This is a genomic window from Stenotrophomonas sp. (genome assembly GCF_032103445.1).
Lineage (GTDB): Bacteria > Pseudomonadota > Gammaproteobacteria > Xanthomonadales > Xanthomonadaceae > Stenotrophomonas.
In genome coordinates this window covers 1-18,968 of the sequence record NZ_DAMDFR010000002.1, presented here as the reverse complement: position 1 = coordinate 18,968, position 18,968 = coordinate 1, and the positions used below count along the sequence as shown (strand labels likewise).

Sequence of the window (18,968 nt, the reverse complement as noted above, 5' to 3'; positions counted from 1 at the left end):
CCTGGCCTAGTCGCGGGTGCGTGGCGGGACGTTGCTTTCAATGGTCAAGTCCACCTCCAGCGGTCGGGGTTGCAGCTCGATGTAGCGCTGGAACAAAAGGCGTGCCAGTTCGGCCGGGCTGCGATTGGCGCGGCGCGCGGCCACGTTGAAGCTGCGCCGCATGGCCTGGCTCATGCGCACGCGCAGGCAGCCGGACCGCCTCATCGCACACTTCCTACGCCGCCTTTGCGTTGGCGGTTCGTCTCCACTTCCGTGTACTGCACCACGCGCTGGATGATGCGGGGCATGTGCCGTGCCACCGGGCCGCAGGGACGAACCGGCCGTACCCAGAAGCCATCGTCGAGCATCACTACTTCCAGTCCTGCTCCCGCAGGCATGTTCATGTCGTAGATCCAGTAGCCACGGAAGATCATGAACGGTTCGTTGTCGTCGTTGCAGGCGTCGCAGACGTACGGCGGGTGGGCGGCCTGTTCCTGCTCGGTGTAGGCGTCTTCTACGTCATCTCGGATGGGTCCAGCGTGGTGCGTGTCTGACCAATGCTTATGCATTTCACTTCCCTCATCGGTTTATACCCCTCGCCGGTATGGCGAGGGGGTCGGGAGGTTAGAAGCCGGGGAACAACGACCGGTGTGACGTATTTCCCCGCATGAGGGTGTTGTATTAGCCACCCTCCCGACTCGGGACGTCTTTCATTATTCGTTGTTCCTAAGGGCTTCTACACCCGGGCTGCACATTGCCGGATGCGCGGCGGGAATGAAATGAGCATTTTCCTAGGACCTTTTGCGACACGCTCTACGGCACCGACGAATGACGCGAATGGCTCGCGATTTTCTGGCGTTTGTTGCAGATTGCGATGCGTAATGTCGGATTCCGCACGGCTTGATGTCGGGATTCCGGCGCATGAGCTTTTTCGCGATCTGAAAATGGTGCGACGCATCTGACACCGCGCGGACACGCATGGCGTGTCCCTACAACGCGGCACCCGAACGGCTCTCATCCGATGCATCCCGGCCACCGACCGGACCGCGGGGCCAATGCTCTGGTAGAGACGGTCGCAAGACGTCTGCCGATAGCAACGATCAACCCTTTAGCGCATGGAACCCGACCGAATCGCGCCTCGGTCGCCCGCACCTCAGACCATGCACAAACAACAAAGCCACCCGAAGGTGGCTTTAGCTTGCTGCAAGAGCGGCGCCCGCAGACCTGATAACTCAACCGGTCCACAGTCAGCCAGCAACTCGCTCTACTTCTCGAAGCCCAATGTCTGCCGCGCGTCTGAATGCTCCCTCCACTGCAACGATATCCGCGGCCGTCACATGAGCCATTTCAGAAATCCAGGTCTTCCGCTGCGGATGTACGTGCGCGCTTGCGGCCCTTGTGCTCCAGAAGCGCTTGCGTGGTCGGGTCCGCCAACTCGCTGATGTGGTGCAGAAGTCCGAGCTGTTCGAGCATCAGCAGCACGGTGCCCAGGCCGCTTTCGACGCCGCCTTTCTCCACGCGCATGACAGTAGATGGACTGGTTTTGGCTCTGACTGCCAACTCTGACTGCGTGATCGCACGTGCCAGTCGAGCCTGACGGATGAGTTTGCCCAAATGGGCGGCGGCACGCCGGACTGCCGGAGACGCCAAGTCATTAGGCGAAGTACGCATTTCCGTCATTCCTGATGGTTTACAGGCCGTAAGCTACCATACATGACGGATCAAGTTCGGGGATATATCCTCGCTGACGCTTGCTGCACGGCGTAACTCGTGGTGCGGATGAAACCCTGAGGTTTCAACTGACGGCTGCCTATGCAACCCGCAGGTTGCAATCCCAGGATGTGTCCTGCCAGTGGCCCGGTATGATACGAGCGCCGATTCTTCATTGCGCCGGGGTCCGAAGTGAAAGCTGTTGTGGTGATTGATGTTCAGCAGGGCCTGTTCAGTCCCGTCCCCACGCCGGCCGATTCCATCGACGTGCTCTCACGCATCAACCGCCTTACCGAAAGCGCACGCCGGCACAATGTGCCGGTGATCTTCGTGCAGCACGAGGCGGCACAAGGCGACCACTTCCGCCATGGCAGCGATGCGTGGGCCCTGGTGCCCGAACTGGTGGTGGCCGACACTGACCTACTGTCGCGCAAGACCACTCCCGATTCCTTCCACAACACCGAGCTGGCCGCCACACTGTCCGGCCTGGGTGTCACCCATTTGCTGGTCTGCGGCTACGCCACCGAGTTCTGCGTGGACACCACGGTGCGCCGCGCCGCCGCGCTGGGGTATGAGATCACGCTGGTCGCCGACGCACACACCACCCACGACAAACCGCATGCGCAGGCCACGGCGATCATTGCCCACCACAACGCTACGTTGCCAAACATCCGCAGTTTCGGGGTAAAGATTGCCGCCGTGCCTGTTGATGAGGTTGTGTTCTAGGCATTGCCACTGGTCGCCGGCAACCGTGCCGGGGTTGCCCTTCCGAGCTTCAAGCCAAACAGCGGCCGCAACCACCCCACCCGGCGGATGACCTCATACAAGCCAAACGCCAGCACAAATGTCATCAACACCAGCAGCGGCCCTTCCACATCCGGCGTAAGCCCCAGCGGCTTCAGGTTATACGCTGCCACCACAATGATGCTCTGATGCAGGATGTAGACCGGAAACACGGCCGGCACCAGATAGCGCAGCGCGCGGCTGTCGCCAGGGCTCCAGTGCCGGGCAAAGCCCAACACCGCCACAATGGCACACCACTGGTCCAGCCCCCACACCGCGCGCATCGCCATGCGCAGCATTTCCGGTGGATCCGCGTCGGCGTACGAGTGGAAGTAAACCAGCAGCCCAGCCCAGCTGGCCAGCCAGAGCAGAAGCGCCAGCCAACGCAGCCGCGCGAGTGCATCCCAGAAGGGCGCAGCGCGTGCCAGCAGGAACCCCAGCAGGAACACGCTGAAGTACTGGGCGTGGCTGTACCAGTCGTCGATCAGGGCATGGGTCTGCTCGAAACGGCTGGCCAAGGCGATGCGCAGCGCGCCCAGCAGCAGTGCAGGCAGGATGAGCGCGCCCAGTCCGGACAGCGGTCGTTCCAGTAGCCGCCCCAGGTTCTGCAAAGCACGTGGGGCAAGCGCCCAGATCAGCCACAGCACGGCGGTGTAAGCCCACAGGTAAGCAACGAACCACAGGTGATTCCAGGTGGGCACGTACAGGCAGCCTTCGGCATCGCAGAATCCGTCGTAACCGGTGAAGTACTGCCCCAGGAAGGCGAGGTAGCCGGCGTGGTAGCCACCGGGCAGCTGCTCCACCACTTCATAGTAGGACTGCGGCGGCACCACCACGGCAATGCCAAACGCCAACGGCACCAGCAACCGCCACGAGCGCGATGCCAGCAGACGGCGCTTGCTGCCTGCGCCCGGTTCGGTCCCGGCCGGGCCACCAAACAGGAACGCTGTCGCTACCCCGGAGACCAGGAACAGCAACGACAGCCGCCATGGGGAGCTCAGCATCATCAGCGGCTCCAGCGTGGTGCTGGCGTATGGGCTTTTCACGTGCCAGCTCCAGGTCACGTAGTACATGCCGACGTGGTAAAGCACCAGCACGCCGAAGGCGCAGACACGGACCCAGTCCAGATCATAACGGCGGTGCATGCCCAGCTCCGATGGAAAGAGCCCCTACCCTGCTACGCGCTGCACAGGGGAAACAGCGCGGAGGGCCAGGCCGCGGGGGTTCTGGGACGAATTGACTGCGGAAAGTGACGAAGCGAAATGGTCGTCACGGCGGGTGCCACCTACACTGGCACCATGACATCCCCAGCATCGATGCCCTACGAACGTTACCTGCCCTGGCGGCGCTGGTGTGAGGCCGGTTTCTGGCTGCTGCTTATCGGCGCGAATCTGGTAGGCAACAGCATCACCACGCTGATCGAGCTGCGCCGGTCCGACCCTGCGGCCGAGGTCTGGCAGCCTGTGGTCTGGGAAGCCAGCAGTGCCTTGATGTGGCTGCTGCTGATTCCGGTGCTGGTGGTGTACACGCGCCGGTTACCCCTGCATTGGGACACCTGGCGGCGGTGGGCACTGGCCTTTGTGCCCTTGAGCCTCGCCGTCTGCCTGGTGCACGTGGCCGGCATGGTCACGCTGCGTGTACTGGCTTACCAGGTGATGGGGATGGAGTACACCTTCGGCCCTTGGCCGCGCGAACTGGCCTACGAGTACCTGAAGGACGTGCGCAGCGTGGCCACGATCATCCTCTTGATTGAGGGTTATCGTTTCCTGCTGCGGCGCTGGCAGGGCGAGGCGAGCCTGCTGACCGAGCCGGATGAAGGTCCACCGATGGAGCCTGTGGAACGCCCCGGTCGCTTCGTGGTGCGCAAGCTGGGCCGCGACTTCCTGATTGCCGCTGACGACATCGAGTGGGCGCAGGCAGCCGGGAACTATGTGAACCTGCGGGTGCGCGGGCATGACTACCCGCTGCGCAGCACCTTGGTCAGTTTTGAGACCCTGCTCGATCCCAGGCGATTCCAGCGCATCCATCGCAGCTATCTGGTGGCCCTGGACCACATCGCTTCGCTGGAACCCCTCGATACCGGCGATGCCCGTGTGCACCTGCGCGACGGCACTACCCTGCCCTGCAGCCGGCGCTACCGGCAGGAGTTGAGGGAGCGTGCAGGGCTGGGGGTCAGTTCAGCAGCGACCGCAGGATAAGCACGCCTGCAACCAGAAGTGCAGCCCAGAACAACAAACCCACCACGGCGCACGCCGTTTCGGACGGTTCCTTGTTCGGCCGCAGCGTCACCAGCACGATATGACCGGTGCCTTTGATGATGGCCTCGAAAAAGATGTCTACGAGGACGTAGATCACGAAGCGTAACAGGCCGCCGAGCAGGCTTCCTGCGATGTCGTCCAATGGCATTCGTGCTCCTTAATCCGAGGAGCGCTGGTCAAGCAACCACGCCAGCACTTCCTGATGCAAGGCTTCGACCTCGCGGGGCTCCCTTCCGCCGCCCAGGCTGTGCCGCATGCCGGTGACCTCGCGGTAGCGAAATTCCACGCCGGAGTTCTGCATGCGCTCGGCCAGCTTGCGTGCGGACACCACCGGCACCGAGCCATCCCGCTCGCCATGCACCACCAGCAGCGGAGCTGCGAGGTCACGCAGGATGTTGGCTTCTACCGCATCCAAGCGACTGGCCCAGGCGGCGTAGGTGTTGGCCTCGCCCATCCAATCGCGACCTGGCACGGGCTGCGCGCGAATCTCGTCCATCTGCTTGCGCAACGACTGAAGGCATTCGGTAGTGTCGGCTGAAGTGGCGCACACCATGTCTTCCATTGATGTGGCCATGGGAGTACCGCCACCAAAGCCGACCAAGGCCACCGCTTGGGTCTGCGGGTAGTACGACGCCAGCTGTGCGCCAATCCGTCCTCCATCGGAGAATCCCCAGACCAGCAGTTCGCCGTTCCACCATTCCGCGTGGCGTCGCAGGTATTGAAGCGCCCGCAGGTGGTCTGAGACTCGCTGGTCAATGGTGTAGTGCTGCTTGAACTCTCTGCTGCAGGCGAAGTCCGGGCCAATCTCAATATCGCCGTTGGCGCTCTTCTGCGGAATGGTGGTGCCGGACTTGTCGACGATGACCGTGGCATAGGGCTTTTTCGCGCTGTCACGATGCATCAGCCACTGTGCGGTTCCATCCTCGGTAGACGGTATGCACAAGGAGCCGTCGACGTAGATCAGCAGCGGGACTTTTTCCTGGGTGGCAGGACGCTGCAGGTGAATGTCCATAAGGGAGCCATCCAGCCGTGCGATCTGCAGGTGCTCCTGTGGATCCGCATCGCCAGCGGTGGCCAGCCACGGCGTCGTGGATAGAAGCACAATGGCGCTGAAACGCGCCCAGCGAGCCAGACGTCCTTGAGCGGGCAGCACGGCTGTTTTCGTTCCATGAAGTAGTTCTGGGATGATGCCGTTATCGGCAGGGCCGGGCAAGTTGGCTCAACTCAGCGTGTCGCAAATCTCCCCACCACCCACGCAGCACCCCGCCATACCACCAGCCGGCTGACCGCCGAGATGAGCATGGGCACGCAGGCCACGATGGCGGGCAGAACCGGTCCAAACACAAAGGTCATGCCCAGCACGAAGCCGAACAGGTACTCCACGCGGTACACCGGCACTACCACGCTGGCGGCAAGGATGCCGAGCATGACGTTCGTGGCAGCCGTCTCGCCACCGGTGACGAAGGCCATCGAGAGCGCCGCGCCAGCCAGCAACGCGCCGAGGCCGCCGGCCACGGCCGGCGGCAACGCACCGGGTCTGGCCTGAACCCGCCGGGTCACGACCCAGCCCGCCAGCGCACCCAGCAACGGCAGGACCACCAGTCCCCAAGCGTTGGAGATGGCGGGAAGCGTCGCGTCGTTGAGCAGATGGTGGCGCTGGATGCCGCCGTGGGTGTGCGCCCAGCCCAGCTGTGCCAGTACTGCGAGCATGGCCAGGACCACGGCGCACGGCAGTAACCAGGTGAGTTTCTTCGTGGCCATCATCAAGTCCTTTGGTAATGGGGGTTGTTCCATTCCATGATGGCCAGCGCGCGCACCGCGCTGCAATGTGAAAGGCGGCACCGTGACCAATGGCGGCCTACGGTGCCCGGGGTCAGATCTCCCGCAGCACCGGGTAGGTGCATGGCATGGGCTCAGGCATCCAGACACCAGTAAGGCGGCGACCCGATCGCTTCCAGAATGAACGCCGACACGGTCTGCACCTTGCGCGAGCGCATCTTGTTCTCGGGCGACAGCATCTGCAGGTACACCTGATCCGGCTGGGTGGAGAACTGCCACTGCGGCAGCAGCTTCACCATGTCGCCGCGCGCGAACGTTCCGTTGTCGAACATCCAGTCCGGGAACAGCACGATGCCACGTCCGGCCACGGCCGCCGCCAACAAGGCTTCCGCATTGTTGCTGCGTAGCGGGCCGGTGACATTGAGCACCTTCAGCGGTTGCTCGTCGCCCGCATTGACGTACCAGCGCTGCATGCCGAGCTGCCCCTTGTAGACCAGGCAGCGGTGCTGCAGCAGGTCCTCCGGCGTTTGAGGTGTGCCGTGTGCCGCGAGGTAGGCCGGACTGGCCACCACCTGGTGGCGGTTGGGTGAGATGACTTTGCCGATCAATCCCGAATCCACCAGCGGGCCGATGCGGATGGTGATGTCGACGCCGTCCTGCACCGGGTCGATGTAGAGGTCGGTGAGGGTGAGTTCCACCACCAGCGCCGGGTGCTGCTCCTGCAGGTCGGCAATGATCGGGGCGATATGCCGGCGGCCCAACGACTCGGGTGCGTTGATGCGGATCAGCCCGCTGATGCCGGCATCCTTGCCCTCTACCTGCTCGGCCGCCTGGTCCAGTATCTCCAGCGCATCGCGCACCTGATGATGGAAAAGCTCGCCAGCCTCGGTCAGACGCACCGCGCGGGTGCTGCGGTAAAGCAGCTGCTTGCCCAGCTCTTTCTCCAGCGCGGCAATGAAACGCGATACCGACGAGGCTGGAACACTGTATTGCCGGGCGGCGGCGAGGAAGCTGCCGGTGGCGGCAACGGTCAGAAAGTAGCGGAGAGCCTTGAGCTGCATGGGCGGCGGGGCACCGGTTGCCAAATTGCGATTCCAGCAATAGTGATTTGCCGGGCGACGTGATTGTAGCCCGTTTCGCAAGCCCCTAGCTTGATGGGCAGCGCGCAGCCCCCTGCGCCCCTTCCCTACCGCAGGACACCCTGATGAGCCGTTTGTTTGAACCCTTTGACCTGGCCGGCACCCCGCTGAAAAACCGCGTGGTGATGGCCCCGCTGACCCGCGCGCGCGCCCCGCATGACGCCGCTGACGAGCGCACCGCCCTCTATTACAGCCAGCGTGCCAGCGCCGGTCTGATCGTGAGCGAGGGCACCCCGATCTCACGCGAGGGCCAGGGCTACCTGTTCAATCCGGGCATTTTCGCTCCGGAGCAGATTGCCGGCTGGCGGCTCACCACCAACTCGGTGCGCGCCAACGGCGGGCGTATGTTCGCCCAGCTGTGGCACGTGGGCCGCGTGTCCCACCCCAGCATCCAATTCGACAACCAGCAGCCGGTCAGCGCCAGCTCCCGGCAGGCAGTGGGCGCACAGGCGTTCGGCTACAACCCGCAGGGCGAAGCGGCGCTGATTGAAACCCCGGCACCGCGCCAGCTGGAAACCGCCGAGATTCCGCGCATCGTGGAAGCCTTCGCACAGGCCGCCGCCAACGCCATCGAGGCCGGCTTTGACGGCGTGGAAATCCACGGCGCCAACGGCTACCTGCACGAGCAGTTCCTCAACCCGCTGGTGAATGACCGCAGCGACGCCTACTCCGCTGCAACGCTGGAGAACCGCCTGCGCTTCACCCTGGAGGTGATTGATGCGGTGGTGGCGCGCATTGGTGCCAAGCGCACCGCGATCCGCCTGTCGCCGTATGGCCAGCTGTTCGATATGCCGCTCTATCCGGAGATTGGTGCCACCTACACCGCCTTGGTTCGCGAGATCGGCAAGCGCGAGCTGGCGTACGTGCACCTGATGGACCAGTCCGGTTACAAGATGGGCGACCGGCCGGCAGATGGCAGCGGCGAGGGTGGTTTCGAAGGCCTGCTGCACAGCCTGAAGCCGCACCTGCCGAAGACCGCGCTGATTCTGGCCGGTGGCATGACCCGCGAGCGTGCCGAGCAATTGATCGATGCAGGCGTGATCGACCTGGCCGCGTTTGGTGCCAGCTTCATCAGCAACCCGGACCTGGTGGCACGGTTGAAGAACGGCTGGCCGCTGGCCGCGCCGAAGCGCGAGTCGTTCTATGGCGGTGGCGCGGAAGGGTATATCGATTATCCGGCTTACGCTGAGGCGTGACATCGGACCTCGCACCGCCTGGCTTCCGGGCGGTGCGTGTTCTTCCCGAAACCTGTGATAACGTCCGCCACAACCCCGGGCCGTTCGGCCTGGCCCCACGGATGAAGGGAGCAGGGCAATGGAAGACGGCGTCAATCGGTACCGGCCTCAACCGCTGAGAAAGCGTGACCCCCACCACGACGCCGTGATGGCGCGTGACCTGGAAACCATCAACACCGGAATCCGGCGCGAGCTCGGGTTATTACCCCACGGAGGCTTACCTGTGGTTGCCAAGCGCAAGCCCGTGCTTCCGACCCCGGATACCCCCGTCCTGGCTGCAGCAGAAAGCGATTGATCCGAGCCAACTTGCGGCACTTCCTGCTGGTGATGGTGGTGGCGGGTTGTCGCTCGCTACCGCTTGGCAGGAAGCACCGCTGTAGTGGTTCCGTGGATCGTGTAGTTGAGAACCACATACACAGTGCCGCTGGACGAATGAAAGTCCTCCAGCGCCTCTGATTCATTATAGAAGCGGGTAAGCCGCGGCCTTTCGCTCTCCGGCGCGTCCCGCACCTGCATTTCGAAGGCTGCGGGCTTATCAGGCGTCAGGGTGTATCGAACCATGACGCCGAAGTCGGCCTTGCTGTCAGCAAACGCACGCGCGGCAATCGGCTTTATTGCGGCATGAAGTCGCATGAGCTCTTCGTGCGGCATATTGTGGCCACAGCGATCTTCCGGGCTCATGAACTGAAAGTTGGCGAGTTCAATGTTCGGTGCAGGCGTACCCTGAGGACTGGGCAGGTACACTCCCATTGCCTCACCACAGAGCATTTCAGCCGAATCAGGCGCGGCCTTGGCAACGGGAGCTGCGACCAGCGCTGTCAGGAGCGCGAGGGACTTCATCTGGGCGGCGATTCGCATATCCCTGTTCTGTTTATGTCCAAGTTGATTATATTAGCGCGCGGGCTTCACGCTGCCCTGTGCGTTTCATATGATGCGCCCTGCACAGGCCGCACCGGCGTGCAGACTGCAGGCTTCCACTTCATGTCCCCCACGCGCGCCCTGGCTTGCCTCATCTGCGTATGCCTGCTGTTGCTGGCCATGCCCGCCTTTGCGCTGGATCCGCAGCGTTCGGTGACCCAGTTCCACCACACCGCGTGGACGGTCAACGAGGGTGCGCCGGGGCAGGTCACCGCGCTGGCGCAGACGCCCGATGGCTACCTGTGGCTGGGAACCGAGATCGGGCTTTACCGGTTCGACGGCGATCGTTTTACCCGCTTCGTCCCACCCGACGCCAGTGCATTTCCCGCGACCAGCGTGTCCACGCTGTACACGTCCCGCAGCGGGCAGTTGTGGGTGGGGTTCCGCTACGGCGGCATCAGCCTGATCGAAGACGGCAACCTGCGGCATTTCTCCGTGCCGCACGGCCTGCCCACCAGCACCGTCTACCGCATGGCCGAGGACGCCGACGGTCGCCTGTGGGCCGCTACGTTCACCGGCCCTTTTTACTTTGACGGACAGCGCTGGAACCGGCCGGCCGCGTCGATGGCTTACCCCGGGCAGCAGGCCCGCACTGTGTTCACTGATCGCGACGGGACGCTGTGGATCGCCACCGGGAACGGCATGGTGGTGCTCCGCAGAGGTTCCAGCGCTTTCGTTGCGGTGCCCGGCAAGGTCGGGCGCGTCAGCCAGATTGCGCAGGCCCCGGATGGCACGATCTGGGTCGCCGAGGCAGACGGAGGTATCCGCCCGCTTTCCGGGACGGGGGAAGACGCACCATCGGCGGGTCTGCTGTTCGACCGCGATGGCGTGCTGTGGGCAAGCACGCTGGGGGCCGGGCTGCTGCGATTTGGTAATCGCGATGCGATGCAGCACCCCGAGCGCTTCCAGCGCTCCGATGGCCTCAGCTCCGACTACTTGCAGCCGCTGCTGGAAGACCGCGAGGGCAATCTATGGGTGGGCAGCAGCCGCGGCCTGGATCGGTTCCGCCATGCCAATCTGGCCGCGGTGCCGATGCCGGAGGGTTCACAGGACTTCGCCATCGCCGCCGACGGCGACCGTCTGCTGGTGGGAACCCGCAACCAACCACTGCAGCGGGTTACCGCCACGACGCGCGAGCCGCTTGCCCTGTCGTCCGTGATCACCGCGATCCAGCGTGACCGCTCCGGCGGCCTATGGCTGGCCGGACCCGATGGCGTCTGGAAAGCCGAGGGCACGCAGTTCCGCAGGATCACCGACCTGCCCGTTCCTACACGCTCCGGCGTACAGGCGATGGCCATCACCGGCGACGGGGCCCTTTGGCTGTCGTTGAATACGCCGGGCCTGCATCGCTATCAGCACGGGCGCTGGACACAGGTGCAGGACCGCGCCGGCCTGCCGGCGGGCGACTCGCCGCTGGTGATGCAGGTCGACGCCCGCAACCGGCTGTGGCTGGGGTTTGCGCGTGGCGGCGTGGTGGTGATGGAAGGCGACCGCTTTCGGGCACCGTGGTCCGGGGAAGCACCGCGGGTGGGCAACGTAACGGCGCTGCACGAAGACGGCCAGGCCATGTGGATGGGCGGCGAGCGCGGTCTGGCGCGGATTGAAGGTGGCCGGGTGCGCAACGTGGTGCCCGCTGTCCTGGAGGACTTCCGGGGCATCAGTGGCATTGTCTCCGATGCGGCCGGGGACCTCTGGCTCAATGGGGCCCGTGGCGTGCTGCATGTTCGTGCGGCAGATGTGCCTGCGCTGTTTGGCGGAATGGATCGGCCGCGCTACGAGACGTTCAATGCACTGGACGGACTGCCGGGCGTCGCCGCCCAGTTCCGGCCCTTGCCTACCGCAGCCCGTTCCGATGACGGCAGGTTGTGGTTCGCCACTACCAGCGGACTGGTCTCGGTCAACCCTCGCAGAATCGCCCGCAATCGGATTCCGCCACCGGTAGAGATCCTCTCACTGGAGGCAGATGGCACTGCGCTGCCGTTCGACCAGGGCAAGGTTGAACTGGCCGCCGACACGCGCAACCTGCGCATCGGCTTCACCGCGCTGAGTCTTTCCATTCCCGAACGGGTGCGGTTCCGCTATCGGCTTGATGGTTTCGACGACCGCTGGATCGAAACATCGGAACGTTCCGCGCTCTACAACGCCCCGGGCCATGGCCGTTACGTATTCCGCGTCATGGCCAGCAACAACGACGGCGTGTGGAACGAAACCGGCGACAGCCTGGTGATCTCCATCGCACCGAACTACTGGGAAACCGGGTGGTTCAAAGCACTGTGCGTGATTGTGTTCGCGGGCCTGCTTTGGTTGTTGTACCTCCTCAGGCTGAGGCAGGTGGGTGCCCGCATCCGCGCCCGGCTGGATGAGCGCCATCGCGAGCGCGAGCGCATTGCGCGTGAGCTGCACGACACGCTGCTGCAGAGCACCCAGGGCCTGATTCTGCGGCTGGACGCGTCGAGCCGGAAACTGGCTGGTGACGACCCGGTCAGGGCCGAACTGGAGTCCGCGATCAACACCGCAGAGCGCGTGGCCGCCGAAGGCCGGGAGCGCGTCCGCGGACTGCGGCGGCATTCCGGTGAGTCACGCGACCTTGGGGCGGCGTTGCTGGGCGTGCAGGAAGAAGCCGGACGGGAAATGCCTGCCGTGCACCTGGTGGTGGAAGGCGCACCCCGCGCGATTCAACTGCGTGTCTGGGAGGAGGCCTACATGATCGGCCGCGAGGCCCTGCTCAATGCATTCCAGCACGCGGAGGCGACGTCGGTTGAGATCCGGATCCGATACTCGCGGCACGCGTTCGCACTGCGGATCCGCGACGATGGCGTTGGCTTCCAGCCGGAGGCCCTCGCTGGTGTCGGGCACTGGGGCGTGGCGGGCATGCGCGAGCGCGCCGCGCGCGTTGGCGGCACATTGAAGGTGCGTTCCGCACCGTCCCGTCAGGGTACGGAGATCCTTCTGCAGATCCGCGGCTCACTCGCTTGGGAGATGGCCGGGTTCAAGGGCGGTACCCGCAGGCACCTGCGCAGGTTGTTGAAACGGTTCTGGTAGGAGGGGCAATCCAGCACCCTCAACATTGCGCCAAGCTGGCTCGCGCCGACCATTGCTTAGGCAGAGTCGGTAGCCTTCATTCGTCGTACCATCCCACATTGAACGGCACGTCACCCATTGGCACCCAGTGGACAAAATTTGGCAACTGCAGGGTCTGCACGAACTGGCTGGCAACCTGTGCCGCGACCTGCGGCGTGACCATACATGCCAGCGGAATGCGGAACGGGTCACCGCCTAGTTCCGAGACAACGTGTTCCTGTCGGCCGCTTCGGTCGTAGATGACACACCGGTCATCCAGGTACGTCTCTATGAAGAAGCTGTCCTTGACCGGACACGTGAATGACATCACAGGCATGGAGCCAATGGATAACACTGCTTGACCATTTCCCCCGCGCTCCCAGTAGCTCGCATCAGAGTGCAGGATGATGTCTGCAATCTGTTGGGCAGTTGGTGACGCGATCTGCGTTGATCCATCGGGAGATTCAAAGTGGAGTTTCGTCATTCCAGGTAGACTCGCCAGGGACTGTACATGTTGGATTCGTCGCGTTCTTACTTTACATGAGACGGCGGTTGATCATGAGATGGATCACCTGACGGGCACTGAGTGCTCCAAAGTATCTGGCAGTAGTTCAGGGTGCCTAACCGATCGAGTTTCCCGCCTGTAGCACCAGATCATCAGCCACTGCCAGGAAGCGCGACTGGCTGTCGCAATCCAAGAAGACTTCCTCGCAGATAGCGCACTGCTCGCCACGCAAGTTCGACACGCCCACGGTGCGCGTGCCGCTGGCCAGAGGCAAGGTTCCGTTGAACACAGTCATCACGCCGGGCGCGCCACACGCGGGGCACTGACCTGGTGCAAGGCTTGGTAGTTCGTGTTCGGCCATGGTCACAGTTTCTTGAACGAGATTTCGAATTTAGGCAAGTCTTGGGTTGCTGAAGCCACCGCGGGCAGTCTTCATCTCCAAGTTAGATCTCGGGACGGGAAGCATCGCTAGGCAGAAGCGACAAGAGTTCCCTGAACACCCGCTTCATTCATGTACTGGTCAGTTCAATATTCAGGGTCGATTGCGTCATCAAACGGATAATTAACACCTGTCGACCCCCCGCTCTCTCCCCTCCCCCGAGCGGTGTGGTCGGCAAAACCAAAAATAAAAAAGGTGTTTCCCGATTATGAAGACCTCTCTGCTTGCCCTGGGCCTGATGGCCGCGCTGCCGTTCGCCGCTTCTGCCGCTGATGGCCTGTCGTACAACTACGTGGAAGGCGGTTACGTGAACACCGACGCCAAGGGTGGCGATGCGGATGGCTGGGGCGTTAAGGGCTCCGTGGCAGTGCATCCGAACTTCCACATCTTTGGTGACTACAACGCGCAGGAAACCAAGCGCGGCAACGCCGACGTTGACCAGTGGCGCATCGGTGCCGGCTACAACTACGGCATCGCCCCGACCACCGACCTGGTGGCCCGCGTGGCGTACCAGAAGTTCGACCCGAAGCACGGGCTGGACTTCAACGGCTACAGCACCGAAGTGGGCGTGCGTACGGCGTTCACCCCGAACTTTGAAGGCTACGCCATGGCCGGCTACGAGGATTACACCAAGAAGCACGGCATCAACCCGGAAGGCGAGTTCTATGGCCGCGTGGGTGCCCAGGCCAAGTTCACCCCGAACTGGGGCCTGAGCGGTGAAGTGAAGCTGGCCAAGGGCGGCGACAAGGAGTATTTCGTTGGGCCGCGCTTCACGTGGTAAGTGTTGAAATATAGATGCAGTACGTTGTTGTGTGACGTGTGACCTCTCTCCCACGCGTCATGGAAAGCCCGGCTCCCTAGCCGGGCTTTCTTTTTTAGAGCAGCCGGGCAAGCCCGGCTCTACTTCAGGTCGGCGATCGGGCCGAGGATGGCGGGCTCGAATGCTTGAACGCGGCTGCTCACGATGTGAGATCGCGTTGACACGCATGGCGTGTCACTACCGGAAAGCAGCTTCGTAGTCCTGCCCTCCATGGAACACGCCGATAATGGAGAGGACGCGCTGATCGGCGTTCACTACGAAGGCGATGATCGTTCGATGTCTGAAGTTCGTCAGGCGTAGACCTGGGAACAGGTCACCACGCTGATTGCCCCGCATCGGGAACAGAGCAAGGCTTTCGAAGAACTCGAACAAAGCATCAATGTATTGACCGGCAGCCAATGGCGAGCCGGCTGAAGCGATGTAGTCTTCCAACGCATCCAGTTGATCCAATGCCCGCGGGGCGAACTGGATGCGGAATGTCATTCGTGGTCAGATCTGGATCGCGCACGCCGCTTTGAAGCGACCCGATTCCGTGCGTCCTCAAGGGGCACCGCCGAACTTGGATCGGTTGCCAACGCCTGGGCAGCTGGCACCACCTGATCACGCAGCCATGCTTCCATGGCTCGGTCTCTTGCGAGAAGCGCTCGCAGTCCATCACGTATGACTTCGCTTTCCGTGGCGTACTCGCCCGTCGCGACCTTGGCTCTGACCGCATCAGCCATTTCATTCGGCAAAGTAATGCTGAACTGTTGAGTGGATCGCATGGGACCGACCTTAACCGGAGTAGGATTAAATCCTACTCTCTCAACGGTCGCTCTCAAAGCTGGCAACTCGATCAGTTCAGGAATGTGCATTCCCGCAGTTTGCGTGCCGATGCGAGCGCGCGCCTTACAAGATGTTGCAGATTGATTCGAGCGCATCACCAGTACAAACGAAAACCCCGGTTTGCACCGGGGTTTTTGTCTGGATCATTTGAACAGCGTGTCCGGATATTCCGGCTTCTGTTCGCGGGCCAGCAATGCCTGCAATCCTTCCGCCGGGGTCTGCTCACCGTGCAGCACGGCGCGTACCCCGTCGGAGATCGGCAGGTCGATGCCGTGGCGACGGGCCTGGCGCATGACTTCATCGGCGGTCTGCACCGATTCCACCACCTGGCCGATTTCGCGGATGGCGTCCTGCAGCGTCTGGCCACGGCCCAGTGCCAGGCCCAGGCGGCGGTTACGCGAGAGGTCGCCGGTGCAGGTGAGCACCAGGTCGCCCAGGCCAGCCAGACCCATCAGGGTTTCCGGCTTGGCACCAATGGCAGCGGCCAGCCGCAGCATTTCATTCAAACCACGCGTGATCAGGCCAGCACGGGCATTCAGGCCCAACTGCATGCCGTCGGCCACGCCGGTGGCCACGGCCAGCACGTTCTTCATCGCACCGCCCAGCTCGGCACCGACCATGTCGTCACCGGTGTAGGCGCGGAAGGCGGGGCCATGCATGGCTTCAGCCACCTGCTGGGCGAACTCCACATCGTCACCGTGCACGGTGATCGCGGTGGGCAGGCCCTGGGTGACTTCCTTGGCAAACGACGGACCGGTGACCACGGCCAGCGGCACGTCCGGGCCCAGCACTTCGCGCGCGACCTCGTGCAGGAAGCGACCGGAACCGGGTTCGAAGCCCTTGGTGGCCCAGGCCACGCCGGCACCGGCGGGCCGCAGCGGAGCCAGCGCGCGCACGGTTTCACCGAAGGCGTGCGAAGGCACCACGACCAAAATCCAGGTGGCGTCCTTGACCGCCGACGCGAGGTCGGTGGTGGCGCGCAGCGATTCCGGCAGCGGAATGCCCGGCAGATAACGAGTGTTCTCGTGGCGCTGGTCGATGGCCTCGACCATGGCCGCATCGCGGCCCCACAGCACGGTGTTGCAGCCGTGGCGAGCCAGCAGGCTCGCCAGGGCGGTGCCCCAGGAGCCCGCACCAAGAACGGCGACTTTGTCTGCGTTCTGAGTCATCGAAACGCCGATCAGGCGTTACCGGCCGGCTCGGAATCGGCCAGCGAGGTGCCGCCCTCTTCCTGACGCTGACGCAGGGTTTCGGCGTACAGGCCTTCGAAGTTGATCGGCTGCAGGAAGAACGGCGGGAAGCCGCCGGCCTGGATCAGCTCGCTCACCAGCGAACGCACGTACGGGAACAGGATGTTCGGGCACTGGGTGCCAAGCAGCACGTCGATGGCCTGCGGTTCCAGACCGATCAGACCGAATACGCCGGCCTGCTGCACTTCGGCCACATAGGCGGTCTTGTCGCCGGCCTTGCAGGTCAGGGTGACAGCCAGGACCACTTCGAAGGCGGTTTCGCCCAGGCGCTGCACGCGCTGGTTCAGGTTCAGCTGCAGTTCCGGCTGCACGGCTTCATTGAAGACGCCCGGGGCATTCGGCGATTCGAAGGAAACGTCCTTGACGTAGATCTTCTCAACGGTGAAGGCGGGACCGGTGGCGGCGTCGGCCGGCGCAATGGCGCCGTTGGTGTTCTCTTCGGACATTTCCTGATGCTCCAGAATGAATGCAGTAATGAATACAGTAGAAACCGATTGTTACATGCCCTGCTATGCGGGCGTGTGGCACCGCGCACAAGGTGCGCGATGCGAATCGGGGAAAATCAGTTGCGGCCCTTGACCAGCGGCAGCTCGGCCTGCTGCCAGGACGGAATGCCGCCCTCGAGCACGCTCACGTTTTCGAAACCGGCCTTTTTCAGGGCCTTGGCCGCCGTTTCCGACGCCGTGCCGCTGCGGCACACCAGCACCACCGGGCTCTGCTTGGCGTTGACCACCAGCTTGTGCTCCGGGCCGAACTGGCTGGGCTGCACGTTGCGGCTGCCGGCAATGTGGCCCTTTTCGAAGTCCGACGAGGACGACAGATCGACCACCACGGTGCCACCAGCATTGATCAGCTGGGTCAGCTCAGCCGGCTTCAGCCCGCGGTAGCCACGGGTCATGCGGCGGATTTCGGTGACGATGATGGCCACGGTCAGGCCGACAAAAGCCGCCGACAGCATCGGGTTTCGGCCGGCAAAGGCCAGCAACTCTTCGTAATTCACTCAGATCACGGGTCAATTAAGCGGGGGCCGATTGTCGCACATGCGGGCGAATCGGCGTCCAGCGGGGGTTTGAGGGGGTATCAGCGGCTCTGCCAGAGGTCGGGCAGGCCGTTGGCCTGCAGCCAGCGCTTGGCTTCGGCGTCCCAGCGCCAGATCTCGTTCACCCGGACCACGCGTTCGGCCTGGGTGTTGTTGTTGATCACCCGGACCTCGGCACTGCGGCCAACGCGGCCACCCGGCATGGGCATGTTGTCGCTGCCGCGGTAGCCGGCAATCTTCACCTGTTCGAAGCGGCTGCGCTCCAGGTCGGTGATCGGGTGCTGTTCGGCGTATTCCGGGTCCAGGTAGGGAATCAGATCATCCAGATTGCCCCAGCGCAGGGTGGAGTCGTACTTCACCTGGGTTTCTTCCAGCTGCTTGCGCATCTTCTTGGTGACTTTCTGGCCGTCGTCGGCGAAGGCCGACACGCTGGTCAGCGCGAACAGGGCCAGCAACAGGATCTGGAAGGTACGACGCATGCGAATTCCCCAATAGGCAAGGTGCCCATCCTACCTTCTTGCGAAGGCCACGTAGCGGCCGCTCAGTTCAGCGGCAGGCTTGCCGGCTTCGCCAGGCTGGCGGGCCAGCACCTCGATGCGGGCCTTGCCGCGCTGGGCAAAGGTGGCCAGAAACGTGTCCCAGTCGGCCTCGTCGACCGCCTGGGCCTGGGCCGACAGGTCGCCATAGACCGGGGCCAGGTAGCGCACGTGGCTGTCGGCCACATAAACGTCGGCGTCGAAGCCGGCCAGGCGAAGGCGCAGGGTGACCAGGGCCCAGCCAGCGAGGGTCAGCGCCGAGGCCAGGCTGCCGCCGAAGGCATTGCCCTTGTCGTTGACGTTGGCGGCCAGCGGGGCGGTCAACGCCAGCTGCTGGTCCTGGTAGCCAGCCAAGCGGATCTGCATGGCCGCCACCGGCGGCATGCGGTCCAGCACCTGCTGGAGCGCGCCCAGATGGTCGGGCAGGGAAAGCGGTTCGGACATCGGTACGGCGACGTTGCAGCGAAGGACTCGCATAATGCCCGGAATGAACAGTCACGCACATGTGCCGGAATGGACCCTGGTGTCACTGCGCCCCCGTGGGCAGCATGCGGCGATGCGACGGGCCGCGCGGGCGCTGGGCGGCCAGCTGCTGGCACTGTCGCCCTGGGCCCTGCTGGCGCGCACGGACGCCGCCACCCGCAGCGCGTTGACCCAGGGTCTGCAGGCCGACCGGGTGGTGTTCACCAGCCC

At 63.6% G+C, this 18,968-nt stretch carries 24 protein-coding genes and 1 pseudogene; 7 read left to right on the top strand and 18 right to left on the bottom strand.

The window, feature by feature from the left end:
• Positions 1–6: 6 nt before the first annotated feature.
• The 3 genes from RT551_RS01070 to RT551_RS01060 all read right to left on the bottom strand — a co-directional run bounded on the left by RT551_RS01070 (position 7) and on the right by RT551_RS01060 (position 1,650).
• Positions 7–204 (bottom strand): hypothetical protein, encoded by a 198-nt coding sequence (locus RT551_RS01070; protein WP_313455080.1) that lies wholly within the window; start codon positions 202–204, stop codon positions 7–9.
• Positions 201–548, bottom strand: a complete 348-nt coding sequence (locus RT551_RS01065) for a hypothetical protein (protein ID WP_313455078.1) — start codon at positions 546–548, stop codon at positions 201–203. Before RT551_RS01065 ends, RT551_RS01070 begins: the two co-directional genes overlap by 4 nt.
• Before the next feature lie 778 nt (positions 549–1,326).
• On the bottom strand, positions 1,327–1,650 hold the full coding sequence (locus tag RT551_RS01060; protein WP_313455076.1) for a helix-turn-helix transcriptional regulator: 324 nt from the start codon (positions 1,648–1,650) through the stop codon (positions 1,327–1,329).
• A gap of 231 nt (positions 1,651–1,881) precedes the next feature.
• Here RT551_RS01060 and RT551_RS01055 point away from each other — a divergent pair, with 231 nt between their 5' ends.
• Positions 1,882–2,415: a cysteine hydrolase family protein gene (locus RT551_RS01055; RefSeq protein WP_313455074.1), complete on the top strand. Its 534-nt coding sequence runs from the start codon at positions 1,882–1,884 to the stop codon at positions 2,413–2,415.
• Here the strand turns inward: RT551_RS01055 and RT551_RS01050 are convergent.
• Complete coding sequence (locus tag RT551_RS01050) at positions 2,412–3,617, bottom strand: acyltransferase family protein (protein WP_313455073.1); 1,206 nt, start codon at positions 3,615–3,617, stop codon at positions 2,412–2,414. The genes RT551_RS01055 and RT551_RS01050 overlap by 4 nt on opposite strands.
• 171 nt (positions 3,618–3,788) lie before the next feature.
• On the opposite strand from RT551_RS01050, the gene RT551_RS01045 reads away from it, so the two are divergent.
• Complete coding sequence (locus RT551_RS01045; protein ID WP_313455071.1) at positions 3,789–4,670, top strand: LytTR family DNA-binding domain-containing protein; 882 nt, start codon at positions 3,789–3,791, stop codon at positions 4,668–4,670.
• On the opposite strand, the gene RT551_RS01040 is transcribed toward RT551_RS01045, so the two are convergent.
• From RT551_RS01040 to RT551_RS01025, 4 genes are all read right to left on the bottom strand, one after another.
• A complete protein-coding gene (locus tag RT551_RS01040) occupies positions 4,645–4,878 on the bottom strand; it encodes a hypothetical protein (RefSeq protein WP_313455070.1) in 234 nt (77 codons plus the stop codon). The two genes, RT551_RS01045 and RT551_RS01040, sit on opposite strands and share 26 nt — an antisense overlap.
• Before the next feature lie 9 nt (positions 4,879–4,887).
• Positions 4,888–5,943: an alpha/beta hydrolase gene (locus tag RT551_RS01035; RefSeq protein WP_313455068.1), complete on the bottom strand. Its 1,056-nt coding sequence runs from the start codon at positions 5,941–5,943 to the stop codon at positions 4,888–4,890.
• 11 nt (positions 5,944–5,954) lie between these two features.
• Positions 5,955–6,491, bottom strand: coding sequence for a hypothetical protein (locus RT551_RS01030; RefSeq protein WP_313455067.1), 537 nt, complete (start codon positions 6,489–6,491; stop codon positions 5,955–5,957).
• Between the two features lie 152 nt (positions 6,492–6,643).
• Positions 6,644–7,570, bottom strand: coding sequence for a LysR family transcriptional regulator (locus RT551_RS01025; RefSeq protein WP_313455065.1), 927 nt, complete (start codon positions 7,568–7,570; stop codon positions 6,644–6,646).
• Between the two features lie 143 nt (positions 7,571–7,713).
• Between RT551_RS01025 and RT551_RS01020 the strand changes: the two genes are divergently transcribed.
• Together RT551_RS01020 and RT551_RS01015 are read left to right on the top strand one after the other, a co-directional pair.
• Positions 7,714–8,844, top strand: coding sequence for an alkene reductase (locus RT551_RS01020; RefSeq protein WP_313455063.1), 1,131 nt, complete (start codon positions 7,714–7,716; stop codon positions 8,842–8,844).
• Positions 8,845–8,962: 118 nt separating this feature from the next.
• Positions 8,963–9,178 (top strand): hypothetical protein, encoded by a 216-nt coding sequence (locus tag RT551_RS01015; RefSeq protein WP_313455061.1) that lies wholly within the window; start codon positions 8,963–8,965, stop codon positions 9,176–9,178.
• 56 nt (positions 9,179–9,234) lie between these two features.
• Here RT551_RS01015 and RT551_RS01010 read toward each other — a convergent pair whose 3' ends face one another.
• Positions 9,235–9,516 (bottom strand): hypothetical protein, encoded by a 282-nt coding sequence (locus tag RT551_RS01010; protein WP_313455059.1) that lies wholly within the window; start codon positions 9,514–9,516, stop codon positions 9,235–9,237.
• Here RT551_RS01010 and RT551_RS01005 point away from each other — a divergent pair.
• Positions 9,505–12,843 carry a two-component regulator propeller domain-containing protein gene (locus tag RT551_RS01005; protein ID WP_313455057.1) on the top strand — a complete coding sequence of 1,113 codons (3,339 nt, stop codon included), beginning with the start codon at positions 9,505–9,507 and terminating at the stop codon, positions 12,841–12,843. The two genes, RT551_RS01010 and RT551_RS01005, sit on opposite strands and share 12 nt — an antisense overlap.
• A 76-nt stretch (positions 12,844–12,919) precedes the next feature.
• On the opposite strand, the gene RT551_RS01000 is transcribed toward RT551_RS01005, so the two are convergent.
• Together RT551_RS01000 and RT551_RS00995 are read right to left on the bottom strand one after the other, a co-directional pair.
• The gene (locus tag RT551_RS01000) at positions 12,920–13,345 is read right to left on the bottom strand and encodes a hypothetical protein (RefSeq protein WP_313455055.1); all 426 of its coding nucleotides are present in this window, start codon (positions 13,343–13,345) and stop codon (positions 12,920–12,922) included.
• Positions 13,346–13,481: 136 nt separating this feature from the next.
• The gene (locus RT551_RS00995; protein WP_313455053.1) at positions 13,482–13,727 is read right to left on the bottom strand and encodes a hypothetical protein; all 246 of its coding nucleotides are present in this window, start codon (positions 13,725–13,727) and stop codon (positions 13,482–13,484) included.
• 286 nt (positions 13,728–14,013) lie between these two features.
• Between RT551_RS00995 and RT551_RS00990 the strand changes: the two genes are divergently transcribed.
• Positions 14,014–14,586, top strand: coding sequence for an Ax21 family protein (locus tag RT551_RS00990; RefSeq protein WP_313455052.1), 573 nt, complete (start codon positions 14,014–14,016; stop codon positions 14,584–14,586).
• A 216-nt stretch (positions 14,587–14,802) separates the two neighbouring features.
• Here the strand turns inward: RT551_RS00990 and RT551_RS00985 are convergent, their stop codons facing one another.
• From RT551_RS00985 to RT551_RS00955, 7 genes are all read right to left on the bottom strand, one after another.
• The gene (locus RT551_RS00985; RefSeq protein WP_313455050.1) at positions 14,803–15,108 is read right to left on the bottom strand and encodes a type II toxin-antitoxin system RelE/ParE family toxin; all 306 of its coding nucleotides are present in this window, start codon (positions 15,106–15,108) and stop codon (positions 14,803–14,805) included.
• Positions 15,105–15,389 (bottom strand): type II toxin-antitoxin system ParD family antitoxin, encoded by a 285-nt coding sequence (locus RT551_RS00980; protein WP_313455268.1) that lies wholly within the window; start codon positions 15,387–15,389, stop codon positions 15,105–15,107. Before RT551_RS00980 ends, RT551_RS00985 begins: the two co-directional genes overlap by 4 nt.
• A gap of 204 nt (positions 15,390–15,593) precedes the next feature.
• Positions 15,594–16,619, bottom strand: coding sequence for an NAD(P)H-dependent glycerol-3-phosphate dehydrogenase (locus tag RT551_RS00975; protein WP_125361656.1), 1,026 nt, complete (start codon positions 16,617–16,619; stop codon positions 15,594–15,596).
• Positions 16,620–16,630: 11 nt separating this feature from the next.
• The gene (secB, locus tag RT551_RS00970) at positions 16,631–17,146 is read right to left on the bottom strand and encodes a protein-export chaperone SecB (RefSeq protein WP_311193316.1); all 516 of its coding nucleotides are present in this window, start codon (positions 17,144–17,146) and stop codon (positions 16,631–16,633) included.
• 116 nt (positions 17,147–17,262) lie between these two features.
• Positions 17,263–17,700 (bottom strand): rhodanese-like domain-containing protein, encoded by a 438-nt coding sequence (locus RT551_RS00965; RefSeq protein WP_313455047.1) that lies wholly within the window; start codon positions 17,698–17,700, stop codon positions 17,263–17,265.
• Positions 17,701–17,780: 80 nt separating this feature from the next.
• Positions 17,781–18,218: a hypothetical protein gene (locus RT551_RS00960; RefSeq protein ID WP_313455045.1), complete on the bottom strand. Its 438-nt coding sequence runs from the start codon at positions 18,216–18,218 to the stop codon at positions 17,781–17,783.
• A gap of 30 nt (positions 18,219–18,248) precedes the next feature.
• A complete protein-coding gene (locus RT551_RS00955; protein WP_313455044.1) occupies positions 18,249–18,719 on the bottom strand; it encodes a YiiD C-terminal domain-containing protein in 471 nt (156 codons plus the stop codon).
• Positions 18,720–18,762: 43 nt separating this feature from the next.
• Here RT551_RS00955 and RT551_RS00950 point away from each other — a divergent pair.
• A pseudogene (locus RT551_RS00950) lies at positions 18,763–18,968 on the top strand (uroporphyrinogen-III synthase); the annotation flags it as partial.

Excerpts from the sequence above, each read along its gene's own strand:
- RT551_RS01070 (WP_313455080.1), bottom strand. The coding sequence starts at position 204 with ATGAGGCGGTCCGGCTGCCTGCGCGTGCGCATGAGCCAGGCCATGCGG.
- RT551_RS01065 (WP_313455078.1), bottom strand. The coding sequence starts at position 548 with ATGCATAAGCATTGGTCAGACACGCACCACGCTGGACCCATCCGAGAT.
- RT551_RS01060 (WP_313455076.1), bottom strand. The coding sequence starts at position 1,650 with ATGCGTACTTCGCCTAATGACTTGGCGTCTCCGGCAGTCCGGCGTGCC.
- RT551_RS01050 (WP_313455073.1), bottom strand. The coding sequence starts at position 3,617 with ATGCACCGCCGTTATGATCTGGACTGGGTCCGTGTCTGCGCCTTCGGC.
- RT551_RS01045 (WP_313455071.1), top strand. The coding sequence starts at position 3,789 with ATGCCCTACGAACGTTACCTGCCCTGGCGGCGCTGGTGTGAGGCCGGT.
- RT551_RS01040 (WP_313455070.1), bottom strand. The coding sequence starts at position 4,878 with ATGCCATTGGACGACATCGCAGGAAGCCTGCTCGGCGGCCTGTTACGC.
- RT551_RS01030 (WP_313455067.1), bottom strand. The coding sequence starts at position 6,491 with ATGGCCACGAAGAAACTCACCTGGTTACTGCCGTGCGCCGTGGTCCTG.
- RT551_RS01025 (WP_313455065.1), bottom strand. The coding sequence starts at position 7,570 with ATGCAGCTCAAGGCTCTCCGCTACTTTCTGACCGTTGCCGCCACCGGC.
- RT551_RS01020 (WP_313455063.1), top strand. The coding sequence starts at position 7,714 with ATGAGCCGTTTGTTTGAACCCTTTGACCTGGCCGGCACCCCGCTGAAA.
- RT551_RS01015 (WP_313455061.1), top strand. The coding sequence starts at position 8,963 with ATGGAAGACGGCGTCAATCGGTACCGGCCTCAACCGCTGAGAAAGCGT.
- RT551_RS01005 (WP_313455057.1), top strand. The coding sequence starts at position 9,505 with ATGAAGTCGCATGAGCTCTTCGTGCGGCATATTGTGGCCACAGCGATC.
- RT551_RS01010 (WP_313455059.1), bottom strand. The coding sequence starts at position 9,516 with ATGCGACTTCATGCCGCAATAAAGCCGATTGCCGCGCGTGCGTTTGCT.
- RT551_RS01000 (WP_313455055.1), bottom strand. The coding sequence starts at position 13,345 with ATGACGAAACTCCACTTTGAATCTCCCGATGGATCAACGCAGATCGCG.
- RT551_RS00995 (WP_313455053.1), bottom strand. The coding sequence starts at position 13,727 with ATGGCCGAACACGAACTACCAAGCCTTGCACCAGGTCAGTGCCCCGCG.
- RT551_RS00990 (WP_313455052.1), top strand. The coding sequence starts at position 14,014 with ATGAAGACCTCTCTGCTTGCCCTGGGCCTGATGGCCGCGCTGCCGTTC.
- RT551_RS00985 (WP_313455050.1), bottom strand. The coding sequence starts at position 15,108 with ATGACATTCCGCATCCAGTTCGCCCCGCGGGCATTGGATCAACTGGAT.
- RT551_RS00980 (WP_313455268.1), bottom strand. The coding sequence starts at position 15,389 with ATGCGATCCACTCAACAGTTCAGCATTACTTTGCCGAATGAAATGGCT.
- RT551_RS00975 (WP_125361656.1), bottom strand. The coding sequence starts at position 16,619 with ATGACTCAGAACGCAGACAAAGTCGCCGTTCTTGGTGCGGGCTCCTGG.
- secB (WP_311193316.1), bottom strand. The coding sequence starts at position 17,146 with ATGTCCGAAGAGAACACCAACGGCGCCATTGCGCCGGCCGACGCCGCC.
- RT551_RS00960 (WP_313455045.1), bottom strand. The coding sequence starts at position 18,218 with ATGCGTCGTACCTTCCAGATCCTGTTGCTGGCCCTGTTCGCGCTGACC.
- RT551_RS00955 (WP_313455044.1), bottom strand. The coding sequence starts at position 18,719 with ATGTCCGAACCGCTTTCCCTGCCCGACCATCTGGGCGCGCTCCAGCAG.